We start from the raw sequence: 14,979 nt of genomic DNA, 5'->3' as shown, positions 1-14,979 counted from the left end.
TCATTTCTACTATATAAAAAATAGTAGTGTGGACCAATGCCTTGGTCCGCACTACTAATCTTAGTATGTTTTAATTTTATCTTGATTCGTTGATGTTGAAATGCTCCATGCTTTCAAATTCAGAGGGGATAAACCTACATTTCTTTCTTATGGATTTTTTCCATACAGCATGTAATTTTTCATTAATCGTATAAATTCAAAAAACTGCACCTCAAATTGTTAGTAGGTGACTAACGATTGGGGTGCAGTTCATTTTAGGATTCTCTGTTATCCGACACTTGATATTAATTTACTTAACACTAGCGTCTGTTTTCTCTATCGAACCATTCTCTTGTTTTATTGCATTTTCAGCGATATTCAACTTTTTTCTCATTGGGAAGTAATACAAAACAGCTGGGACAACTAACCCAATAATCCAAGCGATATCTGCCCCTTCAAAGACCTTGGCTATCGGTCCTACATAGAATGATGTATTTATAAAAGGGATTTCCGCCAAGATTGATACAAGAAATGCCATACAGGTAATCCAATTTATTTTTCCATATTGACCGTTCACATCAAAAATATCTTTTACATTGTAACGGCCATGTCGCAGCAAATAATAATCAACAAGATTGATGGATGTCCAGGGTTCAGACTATTTGAAAGATAAATATGTAGATTGAAAGGACCCTGCGTATAAAACTGTATAATGAATTACAAAATGGAACCTTTTTCCTTTTATATTAAGGAAGGGAAAACTTTTTGATTGAACTTGATCATAAAAGAACAGAACCTTTGAATTTCAGGTTCTGTTCCTATTTGTTATTTGAACTTTTGCACTTCTTCTTCTCCCGCGAATTTGTTATCTTGCAATATGCCGATTTCTTCAATATGGTTTCGTGCCGTTTCATCCCCTAACTTATAAATGAGCGCATAAAGCCTTTTCATGGCTGCATCGTATTTATCATTTGCCCGGTCATGATGATAGAGAAGGTAGGGCACATGTGAACGGGCATATGCCTCCAGGTCATCTGTCCGGTGTTCCTCCAAGCATTGTTTCAATTCTGCAAGTTCCTCATCAGTTGCCTGTATAGTGAAGCTCGGATTCTCTTCAAGTTTTTGTCCGAGTACGTCGCCGCTGACCAAATCGACATGGTAGGTCTGTTTTTCCTGCATCATTCTGCACATCATCCTTTCAAGCATTTATCTATTCTGTACCACTATTTGTAAAAAGTTAATCATGAACGTAAACATTTCCTTAATGAAAAAGATAGGAAATAGAGGTATCGGGTTTCTTATCAAATGGTTTAAAATGGATTTACAGAATAGTATGGAAAAGTGAGGGAGTGACATAGTGAAGAGGTCAATCATGGTTATTTTTTTTGTGTTGATTGCTTCAGGCTGCGTAACAAGGAATTATGATTCCAATATGGATTTAGGGAAAAGTCAGTTGAATGAGGAAAATTATTTAGAAGCCCATGAGGCATTTGAATTAGCTTATAAAGAAGCAAAAACACCGGAAGCAAGAGAGTTAATGGATCTCTCAGGTTTTCTGGCAAGTGGGATGAAGAATTATGAAGAACAGGATTTTGGTTCGGCCAAAAGCGATTTTGAAAAAGCAACCGCATATAAAGCAAAATACCGGGAAGGTAAACAAATGGTTTCAAAGGCGGTGGAGATGCACCCGGTATCAAACTCCGCCACGATAGAAACTGTAGTGGGGAATGACGAACCGGTGGAGGAAGCAACTGAGGACGGATTCAAAGTAGAAGATAAGGCGGCAAGCAAGGATTCGGTCAGTACATTAAGTAAATCTCAGGCGGAAAAGCTTGTGAAGGATTATGTGGACATGGAAAATTTCCCGAATTTGCATATCGAACATGATCATGATTCCGAAAAGGGAGATTATATTTTTCATGTTTTCGAGGTGGATGAACCTAGTCAGAAAAGTGGCCATAAAACCACTTGGGGCTGGTATGGCGTGAATAAGAAGACTAAAGAAGTTTATGAAGTCATGTAAGGATAACTGAATGGTCGGATTAAAGGCCCCTGTAGAGGCCTTTTTATTTTGTGGCGCGGCAAAGTAACAGGGTTCGATAAATTTTTTTTAAAAAGGTCACCTTATTCTTTATTTTCTTAAGAATTTTTTAATATTTACTGTTTATGATTGAGCCAAGTAAAGGACAATTCTAGGAGGGGTAAAGATGGAGAATTATACTGGTGATGAGCAAGTCAGAGTCAAGGCAGAACGGAAAAAGGGTAAATCTCTTTGGATAACCAGTCTTGTTTCCGGAGCGGTTGCTTCTATGGTTACATCGTCTGTATTTCTATTTGGCGGGGATTTTATAGATCAAGGGAAAAGTTCAGTGAATGAGGCAACAGAAACGGCAGGTGTACAGCAAACGGAAAGTGTTGAAAAGGATAAAAGTGTCACGGCGGAAAAGTTATCGACAAGTACGGATTCAAATGATAGGGCAGAGATGGTGGAATCAGCATCCAAGTCAATTGTAGGGGTCGTGAATTTACAGGAGATGCAAAACCAAAACCCGTACCAGCAGCAAAGCACGGAGAGCAAAACGGTTGAGAGCGGAACTGGCTCAGGGGTCATATATAAAAAAGCTAATGGGAAAGCCTATATCATCACGAACAATCATGTTATTGAAGGAGCTAAGGAAGTCGAAATTTCATTGTATGATGGACAAAAGGCAACAGCAGCGGTTGTCGGCGCGGATGCTTTGACGGATTTAGCGGTTTTGACAATTGATGCCTCGAAAGCACCGGAGGGAATTAAATTCGGTAATTCTGATAGCATGCGTCCAGGTGAAGAAGTATTGGCAATTGGCAACCCACTTGGACTTGATTTTTCACGATCGGTTACACAAGGGATCGTCAGTGCGACCGGACGCTCCATTTCAGTCGATACCTCGGATGGGGAGTGGGAACTTGATGTCCTTCAAACAGATGCAGCGATCAACCCCGGCAATAGCGGCGGTGCATTAATCAACACCGCTGGGGAAGTGATCGGCATAAACAGCTTGAAGATTTCCGAAAACGGTGTTGAAGGCTTAGGGTTTGCCATACCAAGCAATGATGTGATTCCGATTGTTACGGAGCTGATTGAAAATGGAAAAATCACGCGTCCATATTTAGGAGTCAGCTTGGCCAGTATGGAAGAACTGCCGCAATATTACATTCAAAATGTTCCTGAAGCCGTAAAGTCCGGTGTAATGGTGACGAGTATTGAAGCGGGATCGGCTGCGGCGAATGGAGGGCTTAAGCAACAGGATATCATCGTTGAGATTGATGGAACGAAAATAAATACAGCCGCTGCATTAAGGAAGTACTTATATACAGATAAGAAAATCGGCGATAAAGTTAAGGTTAAGGTATATCGGGGTACTGAAGAGAAAACGGTAACGTTAACCTTGCAAAAACCATAGAAAATAGTTAGCCCCTGATTATTAATCAGGGGCTTTTAATTGGAAGTCGAGAAGTTTTTAGTAGTATACAAAAGGTTAATTTCGGAAAAACAGATAGTTAATTTGGACTGTTTTTTTCAGATTTTAATATAGTCTCGAATACCTAAAGGTGAATAGTGGCGCGTTCTATTTGTCAAGGTTTTCATTGTGGATATGTTAAAAAATAGAAAAGATTTGACAAATTTGTGAAATGTCATAAAATAGAAAGAAAGGGGATGAAATTATGGAAGCTAATCAGAAGATGTTAGATGCAGTGAAATGGGTATCGGGCACAGGTTGTGTAATCGGAATTATTATTTTTGCTTTAAGTTTCTTTGTAAGCGATTACAATAAAGATTATATATTTACCGCCGTTGGAATCGCCATCACACTAAGCGCAGCTGCAATTTTTCTAGTTGGTATATTTTTTGTCCTGACAGAAGAAATGGTAATGAAAACACATAAAGGTGAAAGAATTGTACCGGAAACGACTAAAATCATAAAAATGAAGTCAAAGGCTAACACTCAAACAAAAAGAAGTACAGAATTCAGTAACTAAAACGAGGAATATAGCATAATGAACTTGCATTCTATCATCAGATTTACTAACATGGATGAACGCCTGTCTAAAGAATTTGAGTCAAAGTGATCCGAATGATTGAATGCGCTTTCATTTTGTGAAGGACTTGGATTAATTATCAGTTGGCTACTTTTTAATCAATACAATATACTGCACTCGTCATGTACAAAAAAAATTCAAGTAACCCTTTGTATTTGAAATACATACGATGTGCTTGGACATTCAAACCAAACTGCCTGAACGCCAGGAAGTTTTCACTTTGCATTTTGAACTATATCCACGAGAAAAGGACACTTTTAAAAAGTCCTTTTTTTGTGGTTTTTTTATGCACTTTTCCTTGAAGATACAAAAGGGATGTCGTTGATTTTTGAGTAGTGAGTTTCCAAAAGCCGGAGTTTATTGAACCACCAAATGTACTTTTTTGTAAAATGGTTTTTGTCCTGTCCTACTGATATTGATTGATAAACAACTGGACTAGTTGCAACTAGTTTGACTGACCCTTGAATTACTTCACCCACGACTACTGCTAAAGGGCTGTTTAGGAATACTGAATACTGACAGGGCAATAAGTATTGCGAGGAGAAAAAACATTTACATTTCACACTCGTTATTTCCTTATATATATATAATATTGACCAGTATTGGATCATAAGGGTATTGAAGCATGGAAACAACATTGTGTACAATGCGGCTACCATTTACCAACTTCCATGGCCGAGTGAAAAAAATCCGCTATAAATCATGTTTTCCAACGATAGATACCTAATTAACAGGATAGGTAATATAATTCATAATCTTTATAAGTCTTGAGGCAATAAACGCGGTGAATATAATGTGAAAATTTTATTTCATTATATTAGAGTAATATTAAACGGGAAGTGACCGATACTGTCATCAATCCTGTCTAATAAGTGAATTTTCCATAGGGAATTTATTAAACAATTATTATATTTCATTTGCTGAAGTTTTTCGAACATTTCTGTTCATTTACCATCTTCTTACTGCTCTTTATTGAACTTTATGTGACAGATGTCACTTTATATTGTCTTTTTTTACACTTGGGATTAATATTGGTATGTCGGGTTTGTGAACATGGTAACACTTTGTCCGAATAATTACCAATTGGAATTTTATTATGTAAGAAAGGGGTAGTACTATGAAATTAAAATGGGCTCTATTAACTATACTTTTTACAATTGCCACTGTGCTAACCGGTTGCGATAACCCATTAATGGTCTTGGACCCTAAAGGGCCAGTAGCTGCAACACAAGCAGATGTTATTATGATTTCGATATGGACAATGTCCTTTGTCGTCCTTGTCGTTATGGTACTGTATATCTTCATGATAATGAAATATCGTGCTTCCAAACAGCGTGATGATTATGAACCACCTCATATTGAAGGAAGTAAGGTTCTTGAAATAATTTGGGTTGCGATCCCAATTTTGATCGTCGCTTTCCTATCCGTTGTTACTGTTAAAACAACAAATGAAGTTGAGGCAACACCTAAAGGGTACGGAGATCAAGAACCTTTAGTTATTTACGCTTCATCGTCCAACTGGAAATGGCATTTTAGTTATCCGGAAGAAGATATCGAAACGGTCAACTATCTGTTTATACCGACTAACCGACCAATTGAATTTAAACTTTACTCATTCGGTCCAATCTCAAGTTTCTGGATTCCACAACTTGGAGGACAAAAATACGCGATGTCGGACATGGTTAATACGTTGCACTTAGCAGCTGATGTACCAGGTGAGTATATGGGTCGAAATTCAAACTTCAGTGGTTCAGGTTTTGCTCAGCAAACGTTCAACGTTAATGCACTGTCAGCAAAAGATTACGATAAGTGGGTAGATGAAATTAAAGCTACTGCTAAACCGATTACTGAGGAAAAATTCAATGAATTATTAAAACCTGGTCATGTGGGACAATCAACTTACACTGGAACTCACTTAGAGTTTTCACCAGCTCCTGAAGGGGAAAATGCTGGTCATGACCACGGATCTTCTGATACTGAAGAAAATGATTCCAAGGATTCACACGAGGAACATTCAGAACACAGCAACATGAATCATGATCACTAAGAATTAATTTCGTTCGATAAAACAACTAGGTTTACAAGATAAGGAATATTTTCCTGAAAGGAGTCACAAAAGTATGGATTACTTTGATCGATTTGCCGTACCTCATCCAAGTCCTGCGATTTATGCATCCATGATTGCCATTGGTTTAACCATGATTGCGGTTGTTGCCGGAATTACCTATTTTAAAAAATGGGGTTACTTATGGCGTGAGTGGTTAACAACGGTTGACCATAAACGTATTGGTATCATGTACATCTTGGCAGCACTGCTTATGCTTTTCCGCGGTGGCGTCGATGCTCTTATGATGCGTGCTCAAACGGCTATTCCAGATAACGGTCTTTTGGATGGACAGCATTATAATGAGGTATTTACAACACACGGGGTCGTCATGATCCTGTTCATGGCTATGCCATTCATCATTGGGTTAATGAACATTGTTACACCATTACAAATTGGAGCGCGTGACGTAGCATTCCCACGTCTGAACGCAGTAAGCTTCTGGTTATTCTTCATGGGGGCAATGCTATTTAACATCTCTTTCGTAGTCGGTGGTTCTCCTGATGCAGGTTGGACATCTTACTTCCCGCTGGCAAGTAACGATTTCAGTGAATCAGTCGGTTCGAACTATTACGCGATTTCACTTCAAATCGCTGGTATTGGTACATTAATGACTGGTATCAACTTTATCGTAACCATCTTGAAAATGAGAGCACCTGGCCTGAACTTAATGAAAATGCCAATGTTCACATGGTCTATCTTGATTACAAACTTCATTATCGTTTTCGCTTTCCCTGTATTGACAGTGGCACTTGCGTTGATGACAATGGATCGTCTATTCGGAACTCAATTCTTTACGATGGCCAATGGCGGTAGCGATATGCTTTGGGCAAACTTGTTCTGGGTTTGGGGACATCCTGAAGTTTATATAGTTATTCTTCCAGCTTTCGGTATTTACAGTGAAATCATTTCGACATTTGCACGTCGTAACCTATACGGGTATAATTCGATGGTTATCTCCATGGTAGCTATTTCTACACTATCTTTCATTGTATGGGCTCACCATTTCTATACAATGGGCCACGGTGCAATGGTTAATGGTATCTTCTCGATTACCACGATGGCAATTGCCGTCCCGACTGGTGTTAAGATATTCAACTGGTTGTTCACACTTTGGAAAGGTAAAATCGTGTTTACCGTTCCAATGCTATACTCTTTAGCTTTCATTCCGATTTTCACGCTCGGTGGGGTAACAGGGGTAATGCTTGCCATGGCAAGTGCTGACTACCAATACCATAATACAATGTTCTTAGTAGCTCACTTCCATTACGTTTTAATCCCTGGTACTGTATTTGCCGTACTTGCCGGTTTTACGTACTGGTGGCCAAAAATGTTCGGTTTCATGTTGAGCGAAAAAATTGGAAAATGGTCGTTCTGGTTCATTATAGTCGGCTTTAATGTAACATTCTTCCCGATGTTCATCACTGGTTTAGATGGGCAGGCACGTCGTATGTATACGTACTCTGAATCAACAGGATATGGTCCATTGAATATGCTCTCTTTCGTTGGAGCGATTGGTTTAGCAATAGGTTTTGCACTTATTGTGTACAATATCTATTGGAGTACTCGTTATGCATCAAGAAATATCTCAAACGATCCATGGGATGCACGTTCTCTAGAGTGGGCTACACATACACCAATCCCTGAATATAACTTTGCAATTGTGCCAACAGTTGATTCTACAGAAGCATTCTGGGATTCAAAGAAAAAAGGCTTTAAATTATTTGGCGGTAAAGTAGAAAAGATTCATATGCCAAATAACAGTGGCGTGCCGTTTATCATGAGCTGTATCTTCTTCGTTTGGGGCTTTGCATTGGTATTCAGCATGTGGATCATTGCAATCATTGCAACGATCGGTATCTTTGCTTGTATGATTCACCGTTCATTCGAAAAAGATCACGGACGTTATATCTCTGTTGAAGAGATCGAAGAAACTGAAAATAAATTGCGAGGTGCTAAGTAATGAAAATAGATAACTCGCTGCCACTAGAATATAGCACGGAAGAAAATCGCTTAAAGATTTTTGGATTCTGGATTTTCCTGGGAGCAGAAATAGCTCTTTTCGCTACACTGTTCGCCACTTATTTTGTCTTAGTTGGTGGTACTGGAAATGGTCCAACAGGGGAACATCTTTTTAAAGTCCCAACACTAATGTTTCAAACAATCTTTCTTTTAACTAGTAGTTTTACCATAGGTCTTGGAATCAATGCAATGAGACTTGGCAGGCAGAAAGCAACGATTGGTTTCTTCATTATCACCCTTATTCTTGGTTTAGGATTCTTAGGAGTCGAAATTTATGAATTCGTGGAGTATGTACATGAAGGAGCAACGATTCAAACAAGTGCTTTCTTATCTAGTTTGTTCACATTACTAGGTACGCATGGAGCTCACGTTACACTTGGTTTATTCTGGGGAACCTTCATCACCATGCAGATTAAAAAGCGCGGTATGACTCCACAGACAACAAACAAGGCTTTCATCTTTTCACTTTACTGGCATTTCTTGGACGTTGTCTGGATTTTCATCTTCAGTTTCGTCTACCTGAAAGGAATGATGTAATATGAAAGAATTATTCCCACGGGGCCAAGTTATGGGATTTGCTTTTTCGCTAGTTCTGACTTTGGTCGCACTATCAGTTATTGTGTTTGATCTCTCACTTAAAATGGCTGTGATCATCCTACTTGTTACAGCTTTCATGCAAGCTGCACTGCAATTTGTTATGTTCATGCACGCAGGTGAGTCTGAAGATAAAGCATCGATTTACACAAACGTTTATTACGGATTGTTCGTTGCATTGGTTACAATTTTCGGTACAATGCTAACAATGATTTGGGGATATCAATAATCGATTCCGGAAAAACTGGGCGTCTTGATGATGCCCAGTTTTTTGTATTTAATTAATAAGTAGAAATTCATATACCGCTCTATCCACTTCATACTTTGAAGATGTGGATGAACCCATTTTGTTTAGTATTACCATTTCGGAACATTATATTTATAAAACGGAAAATTTTCCCCTTTCGAAGCGCGGCCGTGCGTTCAAGTGCAATGTTTTACAAAAGTGAAACGTTAATAGAACGTACACATTTTCTAGGAAAAACTGTCAGACCTTTTGGTATAATAAGCAATATAAGTATTTATAAACGTAGCGGAGATGATGAAATTGACATTGCCGGTCTTGATTTTGACAATTATCTTAAGTTTGTTAAAAATACTGGTTTCCTGTCTTCCAACCGATGCAGTTAATTGGATTATCGGCAAATTTAAAATACACTCAGAAATTAGTGACGAGAATGCGATCGTAACCTTTGACGGAAAACGTTTGGAAGGTGAAGAAAAAATTCAAATCATTAATTATTTCAATAACGCTAGATTTTTGAAAAAAAATCATATATTCCCTGGGAACGAGCAATTGTTTTTACATCCAGAGAACAGTGGGACTCCATTGGTCATAGATACTAAAAGAAGCAAAAAGGATGTTAGGTTATTTGTGTACATTTACAATGACCACGTGGATGTAGTTAAACAGTACAAGAAGAAAGTCATTTCTTATAGCCTGCTTTCCGATAGCCTCCAAGAACGTTCCGTGCCATTAATAAGAAATTTAGTTTAAAAGAACATTAAAAAGACGGTCCTTAAAAAGACCGTTTTTTTTATAAGTCTTTTATAATGTAATCCATTTCAATTTAGGTACAATTCTAAATAACTTGGTATTCAAATTAAGAGGTTAACGTACACACTGAAGTCTCAATTTTAGTTTATTATGGAAAAAGTAATTAAAAGTGAGGGAATTACTGTAAGAGGTTCTTTAATCGTGCATATGAAATTATTTAAATGGTAATAAAAAAGCAGGTATCTATTGCGATGCCTGCCTTTTTATGCTTTCCATTGTTTTTCAACTTGATGAAGCGCTTGTTGTAAAATTACTTCATGATCTGTATCCGGTTTAGTAAGGACGTTAGTTTGATAAGATTTTCCTTGAAAATCAACTGTTACTGTAACTTTTACCATTATGCATCTTTCCTTTCCTAATTCAGAATTAAATGAGGTGGTTGTACCTATTTCTTTAATACCCGTGGCAGAGGATTTTTCAAACATTTCAAAAGCAGTAAAACATAAGGAGTTAATATTCAAAATTATCTGATATTTTATAGGAAGTGTCAACACTTTTTTTTTTTGACCACTCTATTCCCCGGTAAAATAAAAAAACGACCTGGCTTGTACTCATGACAGCCAGGCCGTTTTTGTAAATGACCCAAATTCATATTTTAGTCAAGATAATGCCGATTAATGCTGCAAGTACGCCGGCAATTTGATAGTTTTTTAGTTTTTCCTTGAATAAATAACATCCAGCGAATACGACAACTAAACAGTTCAGGCTGACGACAGGGAAAATGATGCTTGCGATGCCGGTGTTCAACGCAAAGAAATAACATCCATAGCCTATAGTGCTTAAAAGGCCTACTAAGGAACCGATTTTGACTTCCTGTAGCTTGAGTTTTTCCTTTTTAAAGGCCAGAGCCGAAAGAAGATAAAGAGTTCCGCCTCCATACATTGATACCAGGATATCAAGGGAATTTAAATGAAGACGTGTTGATGTCGTCATAAGAATGCCGAGCACACCAAAAGATAAAATGGATAATAATGTGTGCATCATCCAAGGGACATATTGATGGTTACCTTTAGCATTAGGTGTATACTGAATGACTAATGTAGCGAGAAACATGCAGACGATTCCAGTCCACTGCAAAGTAGAAATATGTTCGTGAAAAATTAAAGCTGCACAGAGAATGGGGAATATTGCATTCGCTGCGATTAATGGGGATGTCAAGCTTGCCGGCCCTTTTTCAAAGGCGCTTGCCATCTGGATATTACCATTAGCGTTCAGTACCCCAATGGCTCCACCAAGCATGATGGACAGCCAGTTCAACTGTAAACCATCCACAAATACTCCATAAAATATGGCCAAAATAAAAGCTGAAAAATAAAAGAAAAATTGGATATGTACTTTTGAGTAACCTTTTCCGCTACTCCATTTAAAAATGCTGTTATTGATTCCGAAACATAAACTTGTGATGAGGGCTGCAAAAATCCACATTGACGTAATCTCTTCCTTCATGTAGGATAAACTTCTTCTACATTTTAAGCTGAATGCATGCAGGAATCAAACCAAGTTTAAAAAGTATGATTGACAGATTAGATATTTTTTTCTATATTTACTATGACAATTTTAAAATATTTCCCGATAAACGGGAGAGGTTCATAGCATCACCCTCTTAAAAAAACTATGGCTTTGATATTTTTCGCGAATCAACCATATCTTTGAGGAGATATGGTTTTTGTTATATAGAGGCCCATTTTATGAATCTCCCTGAAACGTGGGATTAGGAGGACTTTTAATGTCTGGAAGAAAAGAAGAAGAATTAAAAAAAGATATCACACTGCTTGGAAATCAAGGAACAAAATATACATTCGACTATGCGCCTGAAATCCTTGAGTCATTCGATAACAAGCATCCGAACCGGGATTATTTCGTCAAATTCAATTGCCCGGAATTCACTAGCTTATGTCCGATAACGGGCCAGCCTGACTTTGCGACCATTTACATCAGCTATATTCCAAGTGTGAAAATGGTGGAAAGCAAGTCTTTGAAACTTTATTTATTCAGCTTCCGCAATCACGGTGATTTCCATGAAGACTGCATGAACATCATCATGAATGATTTAATCGAATTGATGGACCCTAAATATATTGAAGTCTGGGGCAAGTTTACACCTAGGGGCGGAATTTCCATCGACCCTTACACGAATTATGGGAAACCAGGTACGAAGTATGAGGAAATGGCGGATTACCGCTTGATGAACCATGACTTATACCCGGAAACCGTGGATAATCGCTAAAGAATAGGAGAGACAATGGGCAAATGCCCGTTGTCTTTTTTAGTTTTTTAGCCATTCTCGATCAGTGGTCTTATTGTTTTGTACTCTTAAAAAATACAAATGTCCTTCAGTAACGGAATTCCCGCTTGATTGTTTCGAGAAAAAGCGTAATAATAGGGAGAGTTAATTTTGACAGAATATTTACGAAAATAGGGGATGTCGAGATGAAAGTTGCGAAGTTTGGTGGAAGTTCACTTGCATCAGGTGAACAGTTGAGAAAGGTATTCGAAATTGTTGTTTCTGATCCAGAGAGGAAGATTGTAGTCGTTTCGGCTCCAGGGAAACGCAATTCCGATGATATAAAGGTGACGGATTTATTGATTGAAGCTGCGGAACAGCAGCTGCGCGGGGATAACGGAGAGCATTTGATAGAAGATGTCGTATCCCGCTATGCGAGTATTGCTGAAGAACTGGATATATCCGAGAGTGTCGTCACTGGGATCCACGAAAATTTAATGGCACTGTTGCATGCAGACCAAACTAACCCGAAACGCTATTTGGATACCTTGAAGGCCAGTGGCGAGGATAATAATGCGAAGCTGGTCGCAGGTTATTTCCAAAGCCTTGGAGTAGAGGCGCAGTATATAAATCCGAAGAAGGCTGGCTTGATCGTAACGGATGAAGGTGGATTTACCAAGGTGCTGCCAGAGTCTTATGATCGGTTATATGCTCTGCGTGATGAGCCTGGAATCGTAGTATTCCCAGGGTTCTTCGGTTATACGTTAGATGGTGATGTTTTAACTTTCTCAAGAAGCGGTTCCGATATTACGGGTTCGATTCTTGCGAATGGGGTCAAAGCTGATTTGTATGAGAACTTTACGGACGTGGATGCCGTTTATGCGGTGAATCCAAATGTGGTTTCCAATCCCAAGGGAATCCGGGAATTAACTTATCGTGAAATGCGTGAGCTTTCTTATGCAGGTTTCTCGGTATTTCATGATGAGGCGCTGATTCCAGCATTCCGTGCGGGAATACCTGTCCATATCCAGAATACGAACAATCCGGCGGCACAAGGGACCCGCATTGTGAGTACACGGGATAATACGAACGGGCCGGTCATTGGTATTGCAAGTGATAAAGGGTTTTGCAGCATTTACATTAGCAAATATTTGATGAACAGGGAAGTTGGTTTTGGCCGGAAACTGCTGCACATCCTCGAAGATTATGGAGTTTCATATGAGCATATTCCATCAGGCATCGATGATGTGACGCTAATTCTAAGGCAGGACCAGATGAAGGGTGAAGCCGAGAAGAAAATCATTTCACGAATCAAGAAAGAGCTTCATGCTGATGAAGTGAATGTGGAGCATGATCTTGCCTTGATCATGGTTGTAGGGGAAGGAATGCGCCATAATGTCGGTACAACGGCAAGAGCGTCAAAAGCCTTGGCCGAAGCAAAGGTGAATATTGAGATGATCAACCAAGGCTCTTCGGAGGTAAGCATGATGTTCGGTGTGAAAGGACACAATGAAGAGACGGCAATTCAGGCATTATATCACGAGTTCTTTTGAGTATGAAAGTTTAGGGACCTCCTTTTAGAAAGGGGGTTTTTTGATTAATCTTTTAGTCACTATACATACGCTGGATTTTTCATCTGGTTCTTTATGATAGTGGCAATGACCGTGTGGGGATAATCATTCCAAGCTAACAGACGCGCTGTAGGGTTCAGCGCGTCTGTTTTAATTTAATACCCATTTGTCAAGTGGCTAAAGCAATTGGAGGAGAACGGAGTTGACGCTCTTGAAACGGATAAAAAGGGGCGTCCAACCTCTGGCAGCATCAAGTTTACGAGCCAAATGATTCACTGGCACCAATTGATTTAAAGTAATCACTTCGTTGATCTTGCTGAATAGCATCATGTTTAGAAAGCATCCTTATCACTTCAAGTTTAATACTTCTATATAATACAAAAAAAGAATGTAGGAATAAGTTCTATCTATATGTTAAAACAAAATTGATCGGAGTGTAAGGTGCGAGACTCCTGCGGGAAAAGAGACAACAGCAGGCGTAGGCCGAGGAGGCTCCAGGACCGCCCGTGGAAAGCGAGTGCCCTGCGTTACAATCAACGTTCAAATTGTAAAAGCCATAAAAAAACTGTAGACAAACTCGATTTTCATCGAGTTTGTCTACAGTCTGAGCCTCCAATTGAGGATTGGAGGTTTTTCTTTTATATTAGTCCATAATGGTCAGTATTTGATCGATCTCTTTCCTTGGACGTGGAGTGGGGATCATATCGGGATAGCCGACGTGAAGGCTGCCGACGATCTTCTCGCCGGGTTTCACGCCTAAAGCTTCACGAAACTCCATGCTGTGTATCATGCCGTATGTTTCCCATATCATCCCGATTCCTTGTTCCCAGGCAAGTAGGCTGAAATTCTGGATCAAGGCACATGTGGCTGCATAATCTTCTTCACGTGTCATGGGATTCGGATTCTCTTCCATGATCACCGCAACAAACATCGGTACACCTATAAGTTTATTATATCCTCGCTGTCCGGCCGCTTTTTTCTTTTCAGGGTCCTTCTCTTTGCCTGCCATGAATGCACTGGTTGCTTCCGCTAGTTTTAAACGGCTATCACCATGCACCACGACGAAGCGCCATGGTTGGGTCATTTTATGGTTAGGTGCCCATGTCGCAGTTTCCAATAATGGTTGGATGGTATCAATAGGAACAGGAATGTCCTTAAATCGTTTGATGCTGCGCCGTTCTTTAATGATATCTTCTAGTTTCATGATCATCCTGCTCCTTTAATCATATATGTAAGTTTAATAGTTGAAAAAAAATAATCCCCGGCTGCCTAATATGCTTTCAACGTGAATAAATTACTTGAATAAAGAGGGGGCAATATTCTAGTGACTTGCATTCGCTAATGAGCA

General features: G+C 39.0%; 14 protein-coding genes, 1 pseudogene and 1 riboswitch. Of the genes and pseudogenes, 10 read left to right on the top strand and 5 right to left on the bottom strand.

Features of this window, described 5'->3' with window-relative positions; all coding sequences use genetic code 11:
• Nucleotides 1-289: 289 nt before the first annotated feature.
• A pseudogene (locus ACFX4I_RS10130) lies at nucleotides 290-631 on the bottom strand (cytosine permease); the annotation flags it as partial.
• Between the two features lie 173 nt (nucleotides 632-804).
• Nucleotides 805-1,161 (bottom strand): hydrolase, encoded by a 357-nt coding sequence (locus tag ACFX4I_RS10125; protein ID WP_230304292.1) that lies wholly within the window; start codon nucleotides 1,159-1,161, stop codon nucleotides 805-807.
• A gap of 190 nt (nucleotides 1,162-1,351) precedes the next feature.
• Between ACFX4I_RS10125 and ACFX4I_RS10120 the strand changes: the two genes are divergently transcribed.
• The 8 genes from ACFX4I_RS10120 (at nucleotide 1,352) to ACFX4I_RS10085 (ending at nucleotide 9,776) form a co-directional block, all read left to right on the top strand.
• Nucleotides 1,352-2,002: a hypothetical protein gene (locus ACFX4I_RS10120; protein WP_377420352.1), complete on the top strand. Its 651-nt coding sequence runs from the start codon at nucleotides 1,352-1,354 to the stop codon at nucleotides 2,000-2,002.
• A gap of 184 nt (nucleotides 2,003-2,186) precedes the next feature.
• Nucleotides 2,187-3,422, top strand: a complete 1,236-nt coding sequence (locus ACFX4I_RS10115) for a S1C family serine protease (RefSeq protein WP_377420350.1) — start codon at nucleotides 2,187-2,189, stop codon at nucleotides 3,420-3,422.
• 262 nt (nucleotides 3,423-3,684) lie between these two features.
• A complete protein-coding gene (locus ACFX4I_RS10110) occupies nucleotides 3,685-3,999 on the top strand; it encodes a hypothetical protein (protein ID WP_179891008.1) in 315 nt (104 codons plus the stop codon).
• Between the two features lie 1,177 nt (nucleotides 4,000-5,176).
• Nucleotides 5,177-6,106, top strand: a complete 930-nt coding sequence (gene qoxA / locus ACFX4I_RS10105) for a cytochrome aa3 quinol oxidase subunit II (RefSeq protein ID WP_230302157.1) — start codon at nucleotides 5,177-5,179, stop codon at nucleotides 6,104-6,106.
• A gap of 73 nt (nucleotides 6,107-6,179) precedes the next feature.
• Entirely contained in the window at nucleotides 6,180-8,126 is a 1,947-nt protein-coding gene (qoxB, locus tag ACFX4I_RS10100; protein WP_377420348.1) for a cytochrome aa3 quinol oxidase subunit I, read from the top strand.
• On the top strand, nucleotides 8,126-8,722 hold the full coding sequence (qoxC, locus tag ACFX4I_RS10095; protein ID WP_057278578.1) for a cytochrome aa3 quinol oxidase subunit III: 597 nt from the start codon (nucleotides 8,126-8,128) through the stop codon (nucleotides 8,720-8,722). Before qoxB ends, qoxC begins: the two co-directional genes overlap by 1 nt.
• Nucleotide 8,723: 1 nt before the next feature.
• The gene (qoxD, locus tag ACFX4I_RS10090; protein ID WP_096338881.1) at nucleotides 8,724-9,008 is read left to right on the top strand and encodes a cytochrome aa3 quinol oxidase subunit IV; all 285 of its coding nucleotides are present in this window, start codon (nucleotides 8,724-8,726) and stop codon (nucleotides 9,006-9,008) included.
• A 318-nt stretch (nucleotides 9,009-9,326) separates the two neighbouring features.
• Nucleotides 9,327-9,776, top strand: a complete 450-nt coding sequence (locus tag ACFX4I_RS10085) for a YfmQ family protein (RefSeq protein WP_377420346.1) — start codon at nucleotides 9,327-9,329, stop codon at nucleotides 9,774-9,776.
• A 263-nt stretch (nucleotides 9,777-10,039) separates the two neighbouring features.
• Here ACFX4I_RS10085 and ACFX4I_RS10080 read toward each other — a convergent pair whose 3' ends face one another.
• Nucleotides 10,040-10,174, bottom strand: a complete 135-nt coding sequence (locus tag ACFX4I_RS10080) for a BA3454 family stress response protein (RefSeq protein ID WP_192207721.1) — start codon at nucleotides 10,172-10,174, stop codon at nucleotides 10,040-10,042.
• A gap of 250 nt (nucleotides 10,175-10,424) precedes the next feature.
• The gene (locus ACFX4I_RS10075) at nucleotides 10,425-11,282 is read right to left on the bottom strand and encodes an EamA family transporter (protein WP_230302152.1); all 858 of its coding nucleotides are present in this window, start codon (nucleotides 11,280-11,282) and stop codon (nucleotides 10,425-10,427) included.
• A 130-nt stretch (nucleotides 11,283-11,412) separates the two neighbouring features.
• Nucleotides 11,413-11,458: riboswitch (PreQ1 riboswitch) on the top strand.
• A 104-nt stretch (nucleotides 11,459-11,562) separates the two neighbouring features.
• Here ACFX4I_RS10075 and queF point away from each other — a divergent pair.
• Both queF and ACFX4I_RS10065 read left to right on the top strand, forming a co-directional pair.
• Nucleotides 11,563-12,063, top strand: coding sequence for a preQ(1) synthase (gene queF, locus ACFX4I_RS10070; RefSeq protein WP_061461394.1), 501 nt, complete (start codon nucleotides 11,563-11,565; stop codon nucleotides 12,061-12,063).
• Nucleotides 12,064-12,266: 203 nt separating this feature from the next.
• A complete protein-coding gene (locus tag ACFX4I_RS10065; RefSeq protein WP_230302151.1) occupies nucleotides 12,267-13,613 on the top strand; it encodes an aspartate kinase in 1,347 nt (448 codons plus the stop codon).
• A 661-nt stretch (nucleotides 13,614-14,274) separates the two neighbouring features.
• On the opposite strand, the gene ACFX4I_RS10060 is transcribed toward ACFX4I_RS10065, so the two are convergent.
• The gene (locus tag ACFX4I_RS10060; protein ID WP_230302150.1) at nucleotides 14,275-14,835 is read right to left on the bottom strand and encodes a nitroreductase family protein; all 561 of its coding nucleotides are present in this window, start codon (nucleotides 14,833-14,835) and stop codon (nucleotides 14,275-14,277) included.
• Between the last annotated feature and the right edge of the window lie 144 nt (nucleotides 14,836-14,979).

The organism is Peribacillus sp. YIM B13472, assembly GCF_042788005.1.
Classification (GTDB): Bacteria; Bacillota; Bacilli; order Bacillales; family DSM-1321; genus Peribacillus; species Peribacillus simplex_E.
This window is presented reverse-complemented; position numbering and strand designations above follow the sequence as displayed.

Bases quoted from the DNA above. Each gene is read 5' to 3' on its own strand.
- ACFX4I_RS10125 (WP_230304292.1), bottom strand. From the start codon at position 1,161: ATGATGCAGGAAAAACAGACCTACCATGTCGATTTGGTCAGCGGCGAC.
- ACFX4I_RS10120 (WP_377420352.1), top strand. From the start codon at position 1,352: ATGGTTATTTTTTTTGTGTTGATTGCTTCAGGCTGCGTAACAAGGAAT.
- ACFX4I_RS10115 (WP_377420350.1), top strand. From the start codon at position 2,187: ATGGAGAATTATACTGGTGATGAGCAAGTCAGAGTCAAGGCAGAACGG.
- ACFX4I_RS10110 (WP_179891008.1), top strand. From the start codon at position 3,685: ATGGAAGCTAATCAGAAGATGTTAGATGCAGTGAAATGGGTATCGGGC.
- qoxA (WP_230302157.1), top strand. From the start codon at position 5,177: ATGAAATTAAAATGGGCTCTATTAACTATACTTTTTACAATTGCCACT.
- qoxB (WP_377420348.1), top strand. From the start codon at position 6,180: ATGGATTACTTTGATCGATTTGCCGTACCTCATCCAAGTCCTGCGATT.
- qoxC (WP_057278578.1), top strand. From the start codon at position 8,126: ATGAAAATAGATAACTCGCTGCCACTAGAATATAGCACGGAAGAAAAT.
- qoxD (WP_096338881.1), top strand. From the start codon at position 8,724: ATGAAAGAATTATTCCCACGGGGCCAAGTTATGGGATTTGCTTTTTCG.
- ACFX4I_RS10080 (WP_192207721.1), bottom strand. From the start codon at position 10,174: ATGGTAAAAGTTACAGTAACAGTTGATTTTCAAGGAAAATCTTATCAA.
- ACFX4I_RS10075 (WP_230302152.1), bottom strand. From the start codon at position 11,282: ATGAAGGAAGAGATTACGTCAATGTGGATTTTTGCAGCCCTCATCACA.
- queF (WP_061461394.1), top strand. From the start codon at position 11,563: ATGTCTGGAAGAAAAGAAGAAGAATTAAAAAAAGATATCACACTGCTT.
- ACFX4I_RS10065 (WP_230302151.1), top strand. From the start codon at position 12,267: ATGAAAGTTGCGAAGTTTGGTGGAAGTTCACTTGCATCAGGTGAACAG.
- ACFX4I_RS10060 (WP_230302150.1), bottom strand. From the start codon at position 14,835: ATGAAACTAGAAGATATCATTAAAGAACGGCGCAGCATCAAACGATTT.